Below are 17,451 nucleotides of genomic sequence, written 5' to 3'. Positions count from 1 at the left end.
GACCGGCCGTCAATCCGAAACGGCAACGCCGCGACCGCCGTCGCGGCGTTTCTCATTGCCGGAAACGGTTCTTACCGCAGGTAATTGATCAGGCTGGTCTGGTAGAGCATCGCCGTCGTCTGCAACGATGCGCTGAGCCGCGTCTGCAAGGCGAGGATCTGCGCGCCGACTTCCTCGTTCGACACGCCTTTGACCTGATCGAGGAAGTCCGACAGCGTCGCGCTGAGTTGCTGATGCCGGTCCTTGGCGCCCTTGATCGAGTTCTGCGCCGCGGCCAGCTCCGCCTGAATGTTCTCGACCTTCTGCGTGCCGGCCGGCACGTCGAGATTGGGCTGCAGGCGCGCATTGAGCGCTTGGCTGCGTTCCTGGCCGTCCGGATCGATCGGCGAGAAGGTCGTGGCGGCAAGCGTCGCGACGTTTTGAATGAGCCAGGAAATGCCTTGTTCGTTGGCGCGGGTGCCGTAGCTCACCACCAGCGCGCTGTCGACGCGCGCGACCGCCGAGGATCGCGCCGGATCGGCCGACACTTCGCCGGTGTACCAGACGACCGTATTCGCCGAGGTGCCGGCAATCTGCCCCGTCGCCGTATTGAACGGCGGGCCGTCCACCCGCAGCGGCGGGTTGTTGACGTCGGCGGCGAAGAATTCGCTCGAGGCCTTGATGGCGGAGGCCGCCATCAGCGAGGTGTTGGCGAGCTTGGCCGTTGCCGTGCTCAGCTTGGCCTGCATGTTCGCCGCGGTCAGGTCGGAGGTCGCGCCGATGGTGAATTCGTTCGGTCCCGGCGTCGCCGAGTCGGTCGCGGTCAGCGTGACGCTCTCGTTGCTGCCGTCCGGCAGCGTGTAGCTGAACGTCACGGTGTCGCCGACATTCGGATTGGTGGCGCCGAGATCGACCGACATCGACGGCGGCGCGCCGGCGGGCGGCGACGTCGTCGCGGTGGCGATCGTGGTCGAAACCGAGCTGAGCTTGAAGCCGAACGGCGAGGCATCCTGCTGGACCTGAACGCCGGTCGTGCCGAGCGGGGTGATCGCCAGCCGGCCGAGACCGCCGACGCCGAGATCGGCCTGGCCGCGCTCGGAAATGAGCTGTTTCAGGCCGGCACGGGGGCCGTCGCCATTGAGCACATGGTCGAGCGTTTCGACCGACGGCTTTTCGCTGTCGCGGCCGGAAAAGACGTACTGGTCGCCGACCTGCGTATTCAGCAGCCCGAGCAGCTCGCCGAGGTTGGAGGCGGCCGTCTTCTGCAGCGTGGTCTGTCCGCCGGTATCGGGATCGAACGGCGCGCCGGTGGTCGCTGTCTTGATCTCGTGGCCGATATCGGACACGCGGCCGAGCGTGGTCTGGACGATGTTGAGGCGGGTCGAGATCTGCTTGATCGCCTCGTCGAAACCGCCGATCGACTGCAGCTGGGCGTTGAGCGACACCGCAAGGCCGCGATCGACGCCGAGGCCCGAATAGGTGGTCGATTTCTGGCCGGTCGCCAGTTGGCGCTGCAGGTCGTCGAGCCGCGACCGCGTATCGAGCAGCGTCTGAATGCCGGGCAGAACGTATGAACCGACGGTGCTAATGGCCACGATTGATCCTCACAACACCTGCATCAGTTCCTGATACATCTCGCGAACCGTCGTCATGATCCGCGCATTGGCGCCATAGGCGTTCTGCAAATTGAGCAGGTTCGCCATTTCCTGATCGACGCTGACGCCCGAGACGTCCTTGAAGCGCTGGGCCAGCGAGTTGTAGACGACCTGCTGGCCCTGATTGATGCTGTCCGCGTTCTGCGCGGCCTGACCCTGCTGACTCAGGACCTGGCGCAGATAGGATGTGATCTTGCCATCGAACGGCGCCGCCGCGGTTCCGATGCCGGTATCCGGCGAGAACGCATGCGAGGCCGTCATCAACTGCTCGTAGATGAAGTTCGGCCGCGTCGGGTCGCCGGAGGACGTCGTGGCGCTCATCGCGACGAGCTTCGAGGGATCGGCAAGCAGCGACAGGTTGACCGAGATGCGTCCGGCAAAGCCGACGATCTGCGAGCCGCTTTCGGTGATCTCGCCGGTATAGGGCTTCGAGGCGTCGTCGAAGAACGGCAGTTCCGGGCCGCCGCCCGACAGCGAGCCGGCCGTGCGGGTCGCCGTCGCGCCGTTGACCGCGATGGTGCCGATCGTGCCGTTGTCGAGGATGCGCAGCGCCGTGCCGGTGTCGGAGAAGCTGAGCTTGCCGGAGTAGATGGCGTTGAGCTGGTTGGCGATGCCGGCGGTGCCGCCGGAGAAATCGAGGCCGATCACCTCGTCATTGGGATCGACCGTGGCGCTGGCGGGAAGCGGCAGCGCCTTGGGGTCGTCGACGCGCACCACCGAGACGTTATGGACCTTGCCGGTCAGCACGTCGGTATAGCTGAACTGGAAACTGTTGCCGTCCTGCAGGTTCGAAATATCGAGGTCGACGCCGGCCTGCGGCGGCGACGAGACGGTGCTGCCGGTCGTGGTCACGCTCGATAGGCTGTCCGCCAGCGCCGCGGCGAAAGCGTCGAGCTGGGTCTGTGCCTCGACCAGCACGTTGTCGCGCATGTCGAGATAGGCGGCCATCTGGCCGGACCGGATGCCCTTGTTGGCGATCAGGTCGTAGGAGGCGCCCGTCGGCAGGATCAGCTTGAGCGCGCCGACATTGCTTTTCGTCGGGTCGGAATTGTACAGCGCGTTCGGCGTGACCGTGCCCTGCTCGTTGAACGAGAATTGCGCGGCCTGGGTGCCGACGATCTGCACGCCGGAGCCGGTGAACACCGACACCTGGTTGCGGTCGCCCTCGATGACGCGAATGTCGAGAATCTGCGACAGCTGGGTGATGTAATAGTCGCGCTGGTCGGCGAGCGTCGCCGCGGTCGCATCGGCCGACCCGCCGGTCGCAAGCTGCCGGTTGATCGAAGCGATCTGCGTCAATGCGTTGTTCGCGGTCGCCGTCACGTCCGCCAGGCCCCGCTCGGCGTCGCTGCGCAGCGCCTGGATCTGGTCGGTCATGCCGTTGAGCTGGCTGGTCAGGATCTGCGCCGCGCTCAGCACCGCGGTGCGGCTGGAGAAGTCCGACGGATTGGCGCTCAACGCCTGCAACGAGTTGGTGAAGCTGTTGAAGACCGACTCAAGCGAGGTGTCGGAGCTTGGATCGCCGTAGATCTGCTGGAGCTGCGTGTAGAACCGCGCGCGCAGCTCCGAAAAGGATGCGCCGGAGGTTTCGGTCTGCAACTGCCGCTGGATGTACTGGTCCAGTTCGCGGGTCACCGCGTCGACCCGCACGCTGACGCCGGTGCCGCCGGCCGCGGTCGTCACCTGCGACAGCGTCTTGCGGACGTAACCCGGCGTCTGCGCGTTCGCGACGTTCGCCGCGACGAGCGACATCCCGGCCTGCGTGGTGCGCAGTCCCGAGATGGCCGTGGCGAGCGCTTGCGAGAGACCCATAAGCCGACTTCACTTTCGCCGGCGGCGTTGCCGCCGCTACCGGATGACGTTCAGAAGGTCCTGGACCATCTGGTTGCTGGTGGTGATGACGCGGGTGTTCGAGGAATAGGCCTGCTGCGTCACGATCAGCTTGGTGAACTCGTCCGCAATGTCGGTGTTCGACCCTTCGAGCGAACTCGCCACGATATTGCCGGCGCCGCCGAGGATCGCCGGGCCGGACTCGTCCGTCACCTCGAAGGCGCCGCCGTCGACGCGCTTCAGGTTGTTCGCGCCGTTGAAGTTGGCGATGGTGATCTCGGCGAGGTCGAGCGAGCGGCCATTCGAATAGGAACCGACGAGGCGGCCCTTGTCGCTCACCGACACGCTCTGCAGCGAGCCGGCCGGGAAGCCGTTTTGCTGGATCTGGTTGACCTTGGCGTTGCCGTTCGGATCGGCGAACTGGGTCAGGCCGCCGGCGCCGAACACCATGTTCAGCGAGCCGAGCGAAATGCCGTCGATGTTCACGTTCGACAGCGACAGACTGGTAATGACCGGATTGAGCTGCTTGTCGGGGCCGAAGGTGAAGTCGGTGCCGACGTTGCGCCAGGCCGGATCGCTGCCGGTGGCGAGCGAGTCCACCTGATAGAACAGGTTCCAGGTGTCCTTGTGGGTGCCGCCGAGCGAGGCGCTGTCGGTCTTGGCCCAGCGCAGCTGGATGTCGACCGGCGAGCCGGACACGTCATAGGCCGTCACCGCGCCGCCGCCGATCGACTCGGCCAGGAAGGCCGTCAGGTCGTCGGCGATCACCGCCTGGTTCGACGGCAGGCCCGACAGCGTATGCACGCCGAAATTGGCGATCTGATTGGTGGTCGTCGCCGTGCCGCCGAGCACGATCTCGTCGGAGGCGCTCGAAGCCTTGATGGTGATGTTGCCCTGCGCGTCGACGGTGTTGCCGGTGGTGTTGGCAAGGCCGGACAGCGCGACCTGCAGGTCGGCGAGCGTCGCCACCTCGCCCGGCATGCCGCCGGTGCCGAAGGTGATGGTCTGCACCGGATTGGCGCCGACCGTCACTTCGAGGGTCTGGCCCTGCGCGATCGCGCCCTGCGTCAGCAGGTTCACCGGCAGGAAGGTGTTGTTGCCGACGCCGAAGCCGATCAGGTCGGGCGACGTGCCGCTGACGGTGACGGTGTCGAGATAGTTCGTCGAAACGAATTTCAGCTTGCCGGTCGGATCGAGCGAACCGGTGACGGCGGCCGTGCCGCCCGCGATGGTGGTCAGAAGATCGCTGATGTCTTCACCGGCGGCCACCGTGTGCGTGGTGGTGTTGGTGCCGTCGCCGACCGTGATGGTGTCGCCGATATTGTAGCCGAGCGAGGCGAGCGTCGTGCCGGCGGTCAGGCCGGTGACGGTGCCGAGCGCGGTGGCATGCGCGTCGGTCTGCAGGCTCGCGCCGTAGCCGGCGATCTGCGCCGCGGTCGGCGGCACCGCCAGCGGGTTGGAAATGAAGTCCGCCGCCTTGATCAGTTCGCTGCCGGGAATGTCGGTGTCGTGCGAGGGCGTCAGCGGATAGAGCGCGAGGTTGGCGCGGTAGCTCACCTGCGTGGTCGCCTGCGCCGGCAGGAAGTCGTTCTGGAATTTGAGCAGCTCGGGCACGCTGCCGGTCAGGTTGCCGGTGGTCGCATCGATCGGGATGCCCATCAGGTAGTAGCCGGCGCCGTTGACGAGATAGCCGTCCTTGTTCGGCTGGAAGTCGCCGCGGCGGGTGTAGAGGTTGATGCCGTCGAACACCGGGCGGCCGTCGGTGAAGCTCGAAGGCTTCTGGATGACGAAGAAGCCGTCGCCGTTGATCGCCATGAAGGTGCTGATCGAGGACGCCTGGATGTCGCCCTGCACCGTGTTGGTGGCGCGCGAGTTGGCGACCACGTTGCCGCCGAGCTGCTTGGAGGGCACCTGATCCGGGATCAGATCCTGGAAGCTGGTGTCGACGCGCTTGTAACCGGTCGTCTGCGAATTCGCGATGTTGCCGGATACGTTCTCGAGAGCGAAAGACTGCGCACGCAGGCCGCCGACGGCGGTATTCAGTGCACCGAAAATACCCATAACCTGATCTCCACTGCGCAACGCGCGAGCCCTGGGACGGGCGGCGCGCGGACAATCCCGCGACAGCGGATTGGCAATCCCCATGCCAGTTAAAAACTATAATAAAATCAATATCTTATGGATACGCCTCGGCGGTCCGCCCCGGCCGTTTCTGCCGCGGCCGGAAATTCTTGCCGGGTGCCCGGCATGATCCCGAAAAGTGGAAACCGGTTTTCGGACAAGATCATGCCGTTCGGAAAATCGTCGTCTTGTGGCCTGCCCCGGCGGCTGGCACATCGTCGTCACGCGCAACGAAAGGAAGAGGCAATGCCCTACGTCAACATCAAGATCACCCGCGAAGGCGCGACGCCGGCGCAGAAGGCCGAGCTGATCCGCGGCGTCACCGATCTCCTGGTGAAGGTGCTGAACAAGAATCCCGCCACCACCGTCGTCGTCATCGACGAGGTCGCGATGGAGGACTGGGGCATCGGCGGCATGCCGGTGACCGAATATCGCAAGCAGGCCGCCGCGCGGAAAACCTGAGCTGCCCGCGCCGCGCTCAGGCGGCGGGCGCCACCTTGAACGTCAGCGCCAGCCCGTTCATGCAATAGCGCAGGCCGGTCGGCTTCGGGCCGTCCTCGAACACATGGCCCAGATGGCCGATGCAGCGCGAACAGTGCACCTCGGTGCGCGTCATGAAGAACGAGCGGTCGGTCTGGGTGCCGACCGCGCCCTCGCGCGGCTTGTAGAAGCTCGGCCAGCCGGTGCCGCTCTCGAATTTCGTCTCGGATGAGAACAGCGGCTGCGCGCAGCCGGCGCAGGCGAAGGTGCCCTTGCGCTTTTCTCCGTTGAGCGGACTGGAGCCGGCGCGTTCGGTGCCGTGCTTTCGCAGCACGTAATACTGGTCCGCCGTCAGCCGCTTCTTCCACTCGGCGTCGCTCAGTCTGGTGAATTCATTGTCCACGGCCGTTGCGGTCGTCATGGCTGTCTCCGATGAGCCGGCGGTTGCCTTGCGGTATCCGATGGCGATCGCGGCGAGCGCCGCGCCTCCTATCAGCACATCACGGCGTGCGATCATCTCAGCTGTCTCCCTTGTGCGCGCCCCAGATGCTCTGCACCCGCTGATCGCGGCCGCAGCTCCAGCGATAGAATTTATATTTGGCCGGATTCTTCTTGTAGAAATCCTGGTGATACTCCTCCGCCGGATAGAACGCGGCGGCCTTGTCGATCTCGGTATAGATCGTCGTCTTCAATTCCTTTGCGGCGCGCGCCTTCCACGTCTCGGCGATCTTGCGCTCGTTGTCGTTCGCCACAAAGATCGCGCTGCGATACTGGCTGCCGTGGTCGCAGAACTGCTGGTCCTTCACCGTCGGATCGATGTGATGGAACAGGTAGCCGACCAGCGTGTCGTAGGAGACCTTCGCGGGATCGTAGACGATCTTGACCGCTTCGGTGTGGCCCGTGCCGCCGGCCGAGACCTGGTTGTAGGTCGGATTGGCGACCGTGCCGCCGGTATAGCCGGAGGTCGTCGAGATCACGCCCGGCAGCTTGTCGAAGTCGGCTTCGACGCACCAGAAACAGCCGCCGGCGAAAATGGCGGTGGCGCGCTCGGCGGCGTTCGCGGGCGAGGCGACGCCAATGGCAAGCGCGAGACAAAGTCCGGCAAAAAGGGTCCGCATGCGCTCCTCCCAAAGCCTCCGCGTCATGCGCGAAAAATGCCTCTGAAACGGGCGTTTCTCAAGGCAGCGGACATCACATTCGCCTCACGCCGCTATCACATCGGTGCGAGGGATCACAGCATCGGACAGCCTTGCTCCCTCCTCCAGCGCCCCCTAGTGTCCGGCCAAACACGAGGTTTTCATGCGTTTTGAAGGCACCAAGGCCTACGTCGCGACCGAGGATCTGACGGTCGCCGTCAATGCCGCGATCACGCTGGAGCGTCCCCTGCTGGTGAAGGGCGAGCCGGGCACCGGCAAGACCGTGCTCGCGGTCGAGATCGCCAAGGCGATCGGCGCGCCGCTGCTCGAATGGCACGTCAAATCGACCACCAAGGCGCAACAGGGCCTCTACGAATACGACGCGGTGTCACGCCTGCGCGACAGCCAGCTCGGCGACGAGCGGGTGAAGGACATCCGCAACTACATCCGGCGCGGCAAGCTGTGGGATGCTTTCGTCGCCAACGAGCGCCCTGTCCTCCTGATCGACGAGATCGACAAGGCCGACATCGAGTTCCCCAACGACCTGTTGCAGGAACTCGATCGCATGGAGTTCTTCGTTTACGAGACCGGCGAGACGGTCACCGCCAAGCGCCGCCCCATCGTCGTCATCACCTCGAACAACGAGAAGGAGCTGCCGGACGCCTTCCTGCGCCGCTGCTTCTTCCACTACATTCGCTTCCCCGACCAGGAGACGATGCGCGCGATCATCGACGTGCACTTCCCCGGCATCAAACAGCGCCTCGTCGGCGAGGCGTTGCGGCTGTTCTACGAGATCCGCGACGTGCCCGGCCTCAAGAAGAAGCCCTCGACCTCCGAGCTGCTCGACTGGCTGAAACTGTTGATGGTCGAGGACATCGGCGAGGAGCTGTTGCGCGAGCGCGATCCCAAGAAGCTGATCCCGCCGCTGCACGGCGCGCTCCTGAAGAACGAGCAGGACGTGCATCTGTTCGAGCGTCTCGCCTTCATGGCGCGAAGAGACGGGCGCTGATTACGCCGGCTTCGTAATCCAGCCCTGTTGCTGCGCGTACTCGATCACCTTGTCGGCGATGGCGTCGCCGAGGTTCTTTGCCAGCGCCTCGACATCGGCGCGCAATTTTTCCGAGACCGCGCCGCCCGCGGCGCTCCCCACCGCTACAGCCGCACCGCGACCCGCTGTCAGCGGAGCGGTGGCCACTGCGCCCGGCCGGCGGCCGCTGTCCGCCTCGGCGCGGAAGGTCAGCAGCTTGTGGCGGCCGGCGCTGTCGGCCATCGACACCAGGACGTCGGCGGACACCTCGCTCTTGCCGGCGCCGAAACCGATCACCTTGCGTTTCATGCGATTGCCTTCGTTGATCTCGGCCACCGTGCCGTCGATCAGCAGGATCCGACCGTCGGCCCGCTGCATCGTGCTGATGCCGCTGGTCGCCGGCAGGCCGGCGCGCGTCAGCCGCTCGATCACGCGCTGCGTCAGCACCGCGCTGACCTCGGAGGTCAGCCGCTGGCGCGCCATCGCGGCGTCCTCGTCCTTCATGCGCCGGCGCAGCTTGGCCGCGACACTGGCGTCGAGCGCGACCGCGCCCGGCGGCACCACGATGGCGCCGACCACCACGCTGTCGGGCTTGCCGCCGCCGCTGTCGAAGACGTTCATCGAGCTGACTTTGGCCGAGCTGCACGCCGCCAGCGCCAGCGTGGCGAGCACCGCCACCGTCAAACGAAATTGTGTGATCGCGATTTTGCGCATCGCCCCTACCCGCCAAGCCTCAGCCACCCGCGGCGACCATAAAGCGTCGTCGCGCGAAATGAAACCGCGCGTTGCAGCGGCAAAATGACGGATCGTTTTCGCCGATATGTCAGCTCGGCGGATTGGCCGTCTCGGCGCGCGGCGCGGCGGCCTCCGCCTTGCGCGCCTTGCGCCGCCGCGAGCGCTCGCGGGCACGCGCCAGCGCTTCCTGCGCCAGCGCCTTCTGCTTGCGCCCGAGATAGAGCGCCTTGGCGACATAGCGCCCGGCCTTGCCGCCGGCCCACACCAGTTCGTAGGGCGCGAACAGCCGCCAGGTGTCGTCGCTCTCGACGATGCCCCGCGCGAGCAGTTCGCCCGCCATCGCCGTGTTGTTGATGCCGTGCCCCGAAAATCCGCTCGCCACCCACAGGCCCGGCTGGATTTCGCCGATCTGCGGCATGCGATGCAGCGTGCGGCCGAACGTGCCGGACCACAGATGCGCGGCCTTGACCGGCGGAAGCTGCGGAAAGACGCGCCGCACGCTCGCCTCGAGCGACTTTGCGAATGTGCGCGGCTCGCGTTCGGTGAGCGTGACATGGCCCGACCACATCAGACGCTGGCCGTCCGGCGTGTCGCCATCGACGATGCGATAGTGATTGTCGGCGCGGTCGGTGTCGCTCACCGCGCCGCGATAGCGCACCGTCTCCGACAGGCCGGGGATCGGCTCCGTCACCATCACATAAGTATTGAGCGGAATGAGCGTCGCGCCGAGCCGCGGCATCAGCGTGTCGAGATGCACGTTGCCGGCGAGCACAACATGGGCGGCGCGCACCGTCGCCGCCGGCGTCTGCACCCGCTTGCGCACGCCGGCCGGGTCGATGGCGACCGCCGGCGTGTCCTCGAAGATGCGTGCGCCCGCTTTTTCCGCCGAGGCCGCGAGCCCCAGCGCATAATTCAGCGGGTGGATATGGAACGCGCGCGGGAAATGCGCGGCGCTGAAATAGTAATCGCTCGGCAGCGTTTCGCGCACCCGCTCGACCGGCCAGAACTCGACCTCGGCGCCGAGCCAACGCAGCCGCTCGACTTCCGCCGCGGTCTGCCGGCCGGGGTCGGATTTCGACACGTGCAGCCAGCCGTCGACCGGATCGACGCCGGGCATCGCTTCCTCGGCGATGGCCGCGCGCACATAGTCGACGCCGCCTTTCGACAATTGCCAGAGCTGCTTGGCATGATCGAGGCCGATGCGCTCGATGATGTCGTCGATGCCTTCGGAAAATCCCGGCAGGACGAAACCGGTGTTGCGCCCCGAGGCCGCCCAGCCGACCTGCGCGCCTTCGAGCACCACCACCGACCAGCCGCGCCGCGCCACCTCGCGCGCCAGCGTCAGCCCGGCGAAGCCCGCCCCCACCACGCAAACATCGGCGTCGAGTTCGAAGGTCAGCCGCGGCCGTTCCGGCGCCGCAACCTGCGTCGTCTGGTACCAGGACAAAGAGCCGTCACCTTGGTCGGCCATAAGGGTCGAAACCTGTGCAACACCTGCGACCGTGCAGCGCCTCTGCGCGCTCGATCTTCATGCTAGACTGATGGCCCGGCCGGCGCGACGCCGCAACCGGAATTGTGACTGGAAAAGCCGCCGGCAGGACAGACGGATCGACCGGAACCATGCGCCGCCTCATCCTGTTCCGCCACGCCAAGACCGAACGGGCCGCGCCCGGCCAGGCCGATCTCGACCGCGAACTGACCGACCGCGGCCGCGGCGACGCCGCCACGATGGGCGCCTATATCGCGAGCCACGGACTGGCGCCGAGCCATGTCCTCGTCTCGCCGGCGCGGCGGACGCGGCAGACCTGGGACATCATGGCGCCGCGCATCGCGCCGCCGCCGCGCACCGCGATCGACGAGCGCATCTACGATGCAAGCCCCGAGCGCCTGTTCCGGCTGGTCGAAACCGCCGATCCCGACGCCGCGAGCCTGCTGATCGTCGGGCATAACCCCGGCCTGCACGAACTCGCGGTCGCCCTCACAGCGACCGGCGACATCGACGCGCGAGAACAGCTGCAGGAGAAATTCCCGACCTCGGCGTTGGCCGTGCTCGATTTCGCCTTCAAGGACTGGCGCGATCTGCATCCGCAGAGCGCGCGGCTCGACCGTTTCATCAGTCCGCGCTTGCTCGCCGGCACCGTCTGACCGACAATCGCAGGCACGTCCGCTCGCGGGCGTGTGTCGCGCCACGACACCGTTGAGATTGAAAGCCACAGGGGGCAATCATGTATCAGCGCATTCTGGTTCCGGTCGACCTGTCCGACACCAACCTGGCGAAACCCGCGATCGATACTGCGCTGGCGCTGGTGCGCATTTCGGGCGGGTCGATCCGCATCGTCAACGTGCTGGCGCTGACGCCGGTGATGCTCGCCGAATATGTCCCGCCGGATTTCGACGTCCAGCAGCGCAAGGCCGCTGAAGACGCGGTCGCGACCATCGTGCGTGAGAGCGGGCTCGACGCCTCCCGTGTGTCCGGCATCGTCCGCCAGGGCGGCATCTATCACGAAGTGCTGGAGGAAGCCGACGGCTTCAACGCCGACCTCATCGTCATGAGTTCGCACCGCCCCGCGATGCGCACCTATTTCCTCGGCTCGAATGCCGGCCATGTGGTGCGTTACGCCAAATGCTCGGTGCTGGTGGTGCGCGGCACGGATTCGCAATAACGGCGTCCACCTCGCTTCCCGATAAAAAAGAGGCCGCCGGGGAGGAACGGCGGCCTCTTTCGTCAGGCGTTCCGGAAAATCAGAACGCACGCTCGACGCTGTTGCGGTCGTAGCCTTCGTTCACGGGGGCCAGCGCGAAAGCGTCGGCCGCGCGATGAGCGCGAACCTGCGCATGCTGCGCGCCGTGCGCGACGGGGCGCGCATCCGGCGTGAACAGGTAGGTGTTGCGCTCCAGCTGCGTCAGGGCCTCCGGCGCGGTGTTGTCGATGGCCGAAGCGGCGAAGGCCGGGGCGGCCGACAGCGCGAGCACCGAGGCGACGGCGAGCTTGGTGAGGATCTTCATTGTCGTAACTCCGTTCTTGTTCGCAAGGATCAATTGCCTTGCGTGAGGCAAGACATGGCGCTGCCCTCGCCCGATCTCAATCCACGATCCGGTGAGCGAAGCTCGCGCCGGAGTCACGGATTCGTCATTGCACGTCGGTGATCCACCGAACCATGCCGCGCGTCGCGGATTCGAGGATGGAATTGTTTCGTCGCACGCGGCGAACGGAAAATATTTTCGCCGGCACGACTCGTCGCCTACGACTTTAGTTTTGGCATGCAAAGTGCGTAACGCAGCACTCACATTATCGCACGGCGGTATCCGCCTGCTCCGGCGCGAGATATTGCGCACGCGCCAGCGCCGCAAAGCTGCCGTTGCGCGCGACCAGCGCGTCGAAACTTCCGCTCTCGACGATTCGCCCGCCGTCGAACATCACGATGAGGTCGGCCTTGCGCACCGTCGCCAGCCGGTGCGCGATGACGAAGGTGGTGCGGTCCTTCATCACCTCGTCGAGCGCGACGAGCAGCTTCTGCTCGGTCGCGGCGTCGAGCGCGCTGGTCGCCTCGTCGAGAATGAGGATCGGCGGGTTCTTCAACAGCGCCCGCGCGATGGACAGCCGTTGCCGCTCGCCGCCGGACAGCATGCGGCCGCGCTCGCCGACGCGCGCCGCAAAGCCGCCGGGCGTTCGCTCGATGAAATCGAGCGCCTGCGCACGGCGCGCGGCGACACGCATCTCCTCCTCGGTCGCGTCCGGCTTGCCGACCCGCAGATTGTCGGCAATCGAGCGGTTGAACAGCAGCCCTTCCTGGAACACCACCCCGATATTCCGCCGCAGCGAGGTCAGCGTCAGGTCGCGAATATCGCGGCCGTCGATGGTCACCGCGCCGTCATGGGGATCGAAGGCGCGGTAGAGAAGCGCGAGCGCCGTCGACTTCCCCGCCCCGGTCGCCCCGACCAGCGCCACCGTCTGCCCCGGCTGCGCGGCAAAGCTCACCTCCGTCAGCGCCGGCCGCTTGCCGTCATAGGAGAACGACACGTCGCGGAACGCGACCTCGCCGCGCACGTCACGCGCTACCACCGCGTCCGGCCGGTCGCGCACCGCCGGCACGGTGTCGAGCACGGCAAAGAATTCCTGCAGCCGCGGCGCCTCGGAGAACACGCGATTGACGAAGCCCACCATGTCCTGCAGCCGCTGGATCAGCATGCTGGCGAAGCCCATGAAGGTAATGATCTCGCCGATCGTCGCCTGCCCGCGGAAGTTCAGCCACGCGCCGAGCATGATGATCGCCAGCAGCGTGATCGTGGTCGCCGAGCGCGTCAGCACCGATACCACCGCCCACCACGACAGCACCGGGATCTGCGCCGACAACAGGCTGTCGATCACGCGCTTGAGCCCCGCCACCTCCTGCTCGATGCGCGCGAAGGAATGCACCAGCGCGATGTTGCCGAGCGTGTCGGAGGCGCGCTCGGCGAGCGCGGAATAATGCTCCTCGACCTGCTGCTGCAGGTGTTCGGTCTTGCGCAACACGAAAGCGGTGAGCCCCGCGAACACCACGCACAGCGCGATCAGCAGGAGCGCGAGCCGCCAGTTCATCACGAGCGACAACGGCAGCAGCACGAAGAAGGACACGAAGGCGGCGAGGTGATCGCGGAAGAAGCCGACCCACAATCCCCACAGCGAGTCCGTTCCCTGCAGCATGATCTTCATCAGCCGCCCGGAATGCACGTCGCCGTGATAGGCGAGCGGCAATTCCAGCAGATGCTCGAAATAGCCGGACAGCACCCGATGGCGTTCGAGATGCGCGAGACGGTCCGCGTAGAGCGCGACCACGGTGCCGCACAGGATGTTGAACAAGCCGAAGCCCGCCCAATAGACGAGCAGCGGCGCGAACCTCGCGAATCCTTCCGCCTCACCCGCGCCCTGCGTTGCGGTCAATGCGTCGACGACGCGGCCGAACAGCACCGGCTCGGCGAATTGCGAGGCCGCGAGCGCGAGATTGGCGAGCGCGAGGCACCACGCCATGCGCGCTTGGGGGCCGAGCGTCGCCAGCACGCGCAAATAAAGCCGGACGAGAGACATCGGTTGCACCGGAGCGGTGTTGAGGGCGCGCCGATCTTATCGGGGAAGCAGATCGTCCGGCAGGGCGTCGGGCCGGTAGGTTTTCGGACGATTCCGGCGCAGGTAATTGCCGCCGTGCCACAGGAACAGCGCGAGGAACGCGCCGATGAAGGCCGCGCCGCCCCAGGCCGCGAGTTGCAGCGCGCGCACCGTCAGCACCGCAAGACCCAGCGCCATTCCCGCGAACACGACAAAGCCGGGCCAGTAGCGCAGCGGATGCATGCCGGTCTCGAACGACACCGACGCTCCGCTTGCCGCGATCCGCCGGTGCAGTTCGCGGATGAAATCCACATAGGGTTTGCTGAGCCGCTCCTGCTCGACCATGCTCTTCCAGGAGGTCGAGGCGACGGTGAGCCGCGTGCCGTCGCCCAGCCAGGCCTCGGTGACGAAGCGGTAGTTCTGCATCGTCACCGGCCGGTATGACATCCGTACCCGCCTGATGTCATGAAACGCCGCGCGCCCGGACCGGCGGCCGATGTCCCAAAATAGAGCATCGCCGGTCAGCCGGAATTGCCAGGGCGCGCCAAGTAACGAGGGCCGGTAGGTATAGGTCAGGTCGCCGGTGGTTTGGGTGTCGCTCATAAAGCGGAATTAACCATATTGAAGAGCCGTCAGCGCCCCGCGCGCGGCCGGCGTTGTTCCAATTCACAATCATTTATAATATCTTAACGAACCGATCCCGGTGCATGTGGCGTGGTGCAGGAGTAAGCCGAATGAGCAAGTTTTCCGACCTTTTCGGCCGCAAAGGCGGCGAGGCCGGGCCGTCCGGGCACGCCAACGGCAATCACACCAACGGAAACCGCGATCACCTGACGCTGGATAACTTCTCCGACGTCGGCTCACGGATCGGCGAAGCCAACGAGTCGCTGCGCAACCTGCTCTCCGACACCGGCCGCAAGATCAGCGAGCTGGACGATCTGAAGTTCGCCTTCGACAAGATCGTCGAGCCGTTCAATCAGGCGCTGCGCGCGCTCGAGCAGGAAAAGTCGCAGAACCTCTCGCTGTCGGAAATGCTGGGCGAGAGCCGCTCCGCCTACGACTCGCTGCGCACCGAATTCTACCAGATCGAACGCAAGGCGACGCAGTTCGAGTCCGAGACCGAGCGCCTGCGCGAAGATCTCGAACTGTCGCGCGAAAACGTGCGCGGCCTCGAAAGCAACCGCACCGAACTGTCCAACGAAATCTCGACGCAGCATGCGCAGATCGCCGAGCTTGAGCGTCAGCTCGCGCAGGAGACCTCGCAGCGCCGCACGCTCTCCGAAAACAAGCGCACGCTGACCGACCAGCTCGACGCCGCCGAGAAGCGCATCATCGAACTCGAGGGCGAGCTTGCCGCCTCGCGCGAGCGCGTCACGCTGCTCGAGGACGAGAAGCGTTCGCTGCAGAGCGCGGTCGACCAGGCGCTCAACGAAACCGCCCGCCTCACCCGCCGCCTCACCGAGTCCGAGAACACGCTGACCGCGACCCGCGCCCAGCTCGGCAAGGTCGAGTCGAGCTTCGCGGAAGCCTATGCCGAACGCGGCCGGCTCGCCGCCGCGCTCGACGAGGCCAAGGACCAGCACCAGAGCGAGCGCAACAGCCTGAACATGCGGCTCGATGCGCTGTCGTCGCGCGCCTCCACCGCCGAGAAGCTGCTCGCCGAGGCGCGGCAGAACCTGATCGCCCGCACCGAGGAAGTGCGCGCCTTCGACCGCAAGTCTGTCGAGTCGACCATCGCCCGCAACAACGCCGAGAAGCGTCTCGCCCAGATCGAGGCGAGCCACGAGGCCCGCGAGCGCCAGATCAAGGAGCACGAGCAGGCGCGCGCGGCGCTGACCGAACGCGCCAACTCGCAGACCAAGACGCTGAAGGCGCGCGAAACCGCGCTCGCCCGCGCCGAGGAAAAGATCCAGCAGTTGACTGAGCGCGTCGGTCATCTCGAGGCCGACATCCAGGTCAGCCGCACCAACATCGAAAAGCGCGTCGAGGACCTGAACGCCTCGCTGCAGCGCGAGCGCATGGAACGCGCGGTGGTCGAAGGCGCGCTCGAAGCCGCCCGCAAGGACAATTCGCGGCTGCAGAGCGAGGTCGCTTCGCTGCGCTCGACGCTCCGCCGCGGCATCCCGCTCGACGATCCGCCGGCCTCGACCGACGCCGCGCCGGAGCCGCGCGCGGCCCGCCGCGGCAAGGCGGCCGAAAGCGAGACGGCGAAGCCGTAGGCTTGTGAGTTAAGCGCGCGCCACGCGCGCGCGTTCGGACAAGAGCGCGCCGGCCACGACGCGCGTGTGGGAATGCGCATCGCGATCCTCATCGCCGCCCTGTTCGGCCTGCTCATCGCAGCCGGCTGGTTTGTCGTCAGCACCTGGGTCCATCTCGGCGAAGGCCCGATGCCGACCTTCCTCCTCGTCGCGCTCGGCGCCGGCGTCGGCTTTTCGCTGCTGATCGGCTGCGGCCTGATGGCGCTGACCTTCTATTCGAGCCGGCACGGCTATGACGACGAGGCCGGCAAGCAGCGCGAGACACGCGACGACAACTGAGCCTCGGCTCTGGCCCTGAGCGCTGTTCTGTGATCGATTGCGCCGCAATCAGGGACAGCACGTCATGACCAAAACCCTCGTCCAGCAGGAATTCGGCCGGACCGCCGCGACCTATCTCACCTCGAAGCCGCATGCGCAGGGCAAGAGTCTCGAGAGGCTCGTTGAACTGACGAAGCCGCAGCCCGGCTGGAGCGTGCTCGACGTCGCCACCGGCGGCGGCCACGTCGCCTATACGTTTGCGCCGCATGTCGCGCGCGTCTGGGCGACCGACATCACCGACGAAATGCTGTCGCTGGTGCGCGAGGAAGCGGCGAAACGCGGCCTCGCCAATGTCCGCACCGCCTACGCCAAGGCGGAGGCCCTGCCCTTCGAGGACGCGAGCTTCGATCTCGTCACCTGCCGCATCGCGCCGCACCACTTCGACTCGATCGCGCAGTTTCTCGACGAGGTACGCCGCGTGCTGAAACCCGGCGGCACTTTTGCGCTGGTCGATAACGTGGTGCCGGCAGGCTCCGTCGGCGACTACATCAACGCCTTCGAACGCTTCCGCGATCCGAGCCACCTGCGCGCCTGGGATATGCAGGAATGGCGCGACGCGCTCAAGGCGCACGGGCTTGCCGTGGCGCATGAGGAAACGCTCGACAAGAAGATGGATTTCAAGTCATGGGCGGCGCGCCACGACAGCACCATGCAGGCGCTGCTCCGCGCGATGCTCGTGCAGGTGACGCCCGCCGTCGCCGCCGCGCTGAAGCCCGAAGTCACCGACACGAACGGGGTGTTCTGGCTGGTCGAGGGCCTGTTCGTCGCGAGGGCATGATCCCCGAAGGCGCACGCTGCGCGGCGCCTGCGAGACGCGACCGTTAAAACG

Annotated in this window: 17 protein-coding genes; 7 read left to right on the top strand and 10 right to left on the bottom strand. The window is 66.2% G+C overall.

The features are described 5' to 3' along the window. Positions 1–71: 71 nt before the first annotated feature. From AB7F10_RS02910 to AB7F10_RS02900, 3 genes are read right to left on the bottom strand one after another with little or no spacing between them, the layout of a single operon-like run. Entirely contained in the window at positions 72–1,574 is a 1,503-nt protein-coding gene (locus tag AB7F10_RS02910; RefSeq protein WP_428557771.1) for a flagellar biosynthesis protein FlgL, read from the bottom strand. 9 nt (positions 1,575–1,583) lie between these two features. Beyond that, positions 1,584–3,446, bottom strand: coding sequence for a flagellar hook-associated protein FlgK (flgK, locus tag AB7F10_RS02905; RefSeq protein WP_428557772.1), 1,863 nt, complete (start codon positions 3,444–3,446; stop codon positions 1,584–1,586). 36 nt (positions 3,447–3,482) lie between these two features. Continuing rightward, a complete protein-coding gene (locus tag AB7F10_RS02900; RefSeq protein ID WP_428557773.1) occupies positions 3,483–5,525 on the bottom strand; it encodes a flagellar hook-basal body complex protein in 2,043 nt (680 codons plus the stop codon). Positions 5,526–5,831: 306 nt separating this feature from the next. On the opposite strand from AB7F10_RS02900, the gene AB7F10_RS02895 reads away from it, so the two are divergent. After that, positions 5,832–6,047, top strand: coding sequence for a tautomerase family protein (locus tag AB7F10_RS02895; protein WP_428557774.1), 216 nt, complete (start codon positions 5,832–5,834; stop codon positions 6,045–6,047). A 16-nt stretch (positions 6,048–6,063) separates the two neighbouring features. On the opposite strand, the gene msrB is transcribed toward AB7F10_RS02895, so the two are convergent. Together msrB and msrA are read right to left on the bottom strand one after the other, a co-directional pair. Continuing rightward, a complete protein-coding gene (msrB, locus tag AB7F10_RS02890) occupies positions 6,064–6,486 on the bottom strand; it encodes a peptide-methionine (R)-S-oxide reductase MsrB (RefSeq protein WP_428558396.1) in 423 nt (140 codons plus the stop codon). Positions 6,487–6,583: 97 nt separating this feature from the next. Beyond that, entirely contained in the window at positions 6,584–7,183 is a 600-nt protein-coding gene (msrA, locus tag AB7F10_RS02885) for a peptide-methionine (S)-S-oxide reductase MsrA (RefSeq protein ID WP_428557775.1), read from the bottom strand. A gap of 181 nt (positions 7,184–7,364) precedes the next feature. On the opposite strand from msrA, the gene AB7F10_RS02880 reads away from it, so the two are divergent. After that, positions 7,365–8,210 (top strand): AAA family ATPase, encoded by an 846-nt coding sequence (locus tag AB7F10_RS02880; RefSeq protein WP_428557776.1) that lies wholly within the window; start codon positions 7,365–7,367, stop codon positions 8,208–8,210. Here AB7F10_RS02880 and AB7F10_RS02875 read toward each other — a convergent pair whose 3' ends face one another. After that, a complete protein-coding gene (locus AB7F10_RS02875; RefSeq protein ID WP_428557777.1) occupies positions 8,211–8,942 on the bottom strand; it encodes a DUF4410 domain-containing protein in 732 nt (243 codons plus the stop codon). A gap of 109 nt (positions 8,943–9,051) precedes the next feature. Further along, complete coding sequence (locus AB7F10_RS02870) at positions 9,052–10,434, bottom strand: NAD(P)/FAD-dependent oxidoreductase (protein WP_428557778.1); 1,383 nt, start codon at positions 10,432–10,434, stop codon at positions 9,052–9,054. A gap of 149 nt (positions 10,435–10,583) precedes the next feature. Here AB7F10_RS02870 and AB7F10_RS02865 point away from each other — a divergent pair, with 149 nt between their 5' ends. Continuing rightward, positions 10,584–11,108 carry a SixA phosphatase family protein gene (locus AB7F10_RS02865; RefSeq protein ID WP_428557779.1) on the top strand — a complete coding sequence of 175 codons (525 nt, stop codon included), beginning with the start codon at positions 10,584–10,586 and terminating at the stop codon, positions 11,106–11,108. 80 nt (positions 11,109–11,188) lie between these two features. Further along, positions 11,189–11,626: a universal stress protein gene (locus AB7F10_RS02860; protein WP_428557780.1), complete on the top strand. Its 438-nt coding sequence runs from the start codon at positions 11,189–11,191 to the stop codon at positions 11,624–11,626. A 79-nt stretch (positions 11,627–11,705) separates the two neighbouring features. Here the strand turns inward: AB7F10_RS02860 and AB7F10_RS02855 are convergent, their stop codons facing one another. The 3 genes from AB7F10_RS02855 to AB7F10_RS02845 form a co-directional block, all read right to left on the bottom strand. Next, complete coding sequence (locus AB7F10_RS02855; protein WP_428557781.1) at positions 11,706–11,969, bottom strand: hypothetical protein; 264 nt, start codon at positions 11,967–11,969, stop codon at positions 11,706–11,708. A gap of 283 nt (positions 11,970–12,252) precedes the next feature. Then, positions 12,253–14,028, bottom strand: a complete 1,776-nt coding sequence (locus AB7F10_RS02850) for a glucan ABC transporter ATP-binding protein/ permease (protein ID WP_428557782.1) — start codon at positions 14,026–14,028, stop codon at positions 12,253–12,255. A 36-nt stretch (positions 14,029–14,064) separates the two neighbouring features. Further along, the gene (locus AB7F10_RS02845) at positions 14,065–14,649 is read right to left on the bottom strand and encodes a hypothetical protein (protein ID WP_428557783.1); all 585 of its coding nucleotides are present in this window, start codon (positions 14,647–14,649) and stop codon (positions 14,065–14,067) included. A 131-nt stretch (positions 14,650–14,780) separates the two neighbouring features. Between AB7F10_RS02845 and AB7F10_RS02840 the strand changes: the two genes are divergently transcribed. From AB7F10_RS02840 to AB7F10_RS02830, 3 genes are all read left to right on the top strand, one after another. Continuing rightward, entirely contained in the window at positions 14,781–16,265 is a 1,485-nt protein-coding gene (locus AB7F10_RS02840) for a hypothetical protein (protein ID WP_428557784.1), read from the top strand. A 72-nt stretch (positions 16,266–16,337) separates the two neighbouring features. Then, positions 16,338–16,583, top strand: a complete 246-nt coding sequence (locus AB7F10_RS02835; RefSeq protein ID WP_428557785.1) for a hypothetical protein — start codon at positions 16,338–16,340, stop codon at positions 16,581–16,583. Positions 16,584–16,647: 64 nt separating this feature from the next. Then, entirely contained in the window at positions 16,648–17,400 is a 753-nt protein-coding gene (locus tag AB7F10_RS02830) for a methyltransferase domain-containing protein (RefSeq protein ID WP_428557786.1), read from the top strand. Positions 17,401–17,451 lie beyond the last annotated feature (51 nt).

The sequence above is a fragment of the Pseudolabrys sp. genome (assembly GCF_050250095.1).
In the GTDB taxonomy this organism is placed as follows: Bacteria; Pseudomonadota; Alphaproteobacteria; order Rhizobiales; family Xanthobacteraceae; genus Pseudolabrys.
Note: the sequence above shows the minus strand (reverse complement) of the source record. Positions and strands in the feature narration are given on the sequence as shown.

Bases quoted from the DNA above. Each gene is read 5' to 3' on its own strand.
- AB7F10_RS02835 (WP_428557785.1), top strand. From the start codon at position 16,338: ATGCGCATCGCGATCCTCATCGCCGCCCTGTTCGGCCTGCTCATCGCA.
- AB7F10_RS02830 (WP_428557786.1), top strand. From the start codon at position 16,648: ATGACCAAAACCCTCGTCCAGCAGGAATTCGGCCGGACCGCCGCGACC.
- AB7F10_RS02845 (WP_428557783.1), bottom strand. From the start codon at position 14,649: ATGAGCGACACCCAAACCACCGGCGACCTGACCTATACCTACCGGCCC.
- AB7F10_RS02900 (WP_428557773.1), bottom strand. From the start codon at position 5,525: ATGGGTATTTTCGGTGCACTGAATACCGCCGTCGGCGGCCTGCGTGCG.
- msrA (WP_428557775.1), bottom strand. From the start codon at position 7,183: ATGCGGACCCTTTTTGCCGGACTTTGTCTCGCGCTTGCCATTGGCGTC.
- flgK (WP_428557772.1), bottom strand. From the start codon at position 3,446: ATGGGTCTCTCGCAAGCGCTCGCCACGGCCATCTCGGGACTGCGCACC.
- AB7F10_RS02880 (WP_428557776.1), top strand. From the start codon at position 7,365: ATGCGTTTTGAAGGCACCAAGGCCTACGTCGCGACCGAGGATCTGACG.
- AB7F10_RS02870 (WP_428557778.1), bottom strand. From the start codon at position 10,434: ATGGCCGACCAAGGTGACGGCTCTTTGTCCTGGTACCAGACGACGCAG.
- AB7F10_RS02875 (WP_428557777.1), bottom strand. From the start codon at position 8,942: ATGCGCAAAATCGCGATCACACAATTTCGTTTGACGGTGGCGGTGCTC.
- AB7F10_RS02855 (WP_428557781.1), bottom strand. From the start codon at position 11,969: ATGAAGATCCTCACCAAGCTCGCCGTCGCCTCGGTGCTCGCGCTGTCG.
- AB7F10_RS02860 (WP_428557780.1), top strand. From the start codon at position 11,189: ATGTATCAGCGCATTCTGGTTCCGGTCGACCTGTCCGACACCAACCTG.
- AB7F10_RS02840 (WP_428557784.1), top strand. From the start codon at position 14,781: ATGAGCAAGTTTTCCGACCTTTTCGGCCGCAAAGGCGGCGAGGCCGGG.
- AB7F10_RS02865 (WP_428557779.1), top strand. From the start codon at position 10,584: ATGCGCCGCCTCATCCTGTTCCGCCACGCCAAGACCGAACGGGCCGCG.
- AB7F10_RS02850 (WP_428557782.1), bottom strand. From the start codon at position 14,028: ATGTCTCTCGTCCGGCTTTATTTGCGCGTGCTGGCGACGCTCGGCCCC.
- AB7F10_RS02895 (WP_428557774.1), top strand. From the start codon at position 5,832: ATGCCCTACGTCAACATCAAGATCACCCGCGAAGGCGCGACGCCGGCG.
- msrB (WP_428558396.1), bottom strand. From the start codon at position 6,486: ATGACGACCGCAACGGCCGTGGACAATGAATTCACCAGACTGAGCGAC.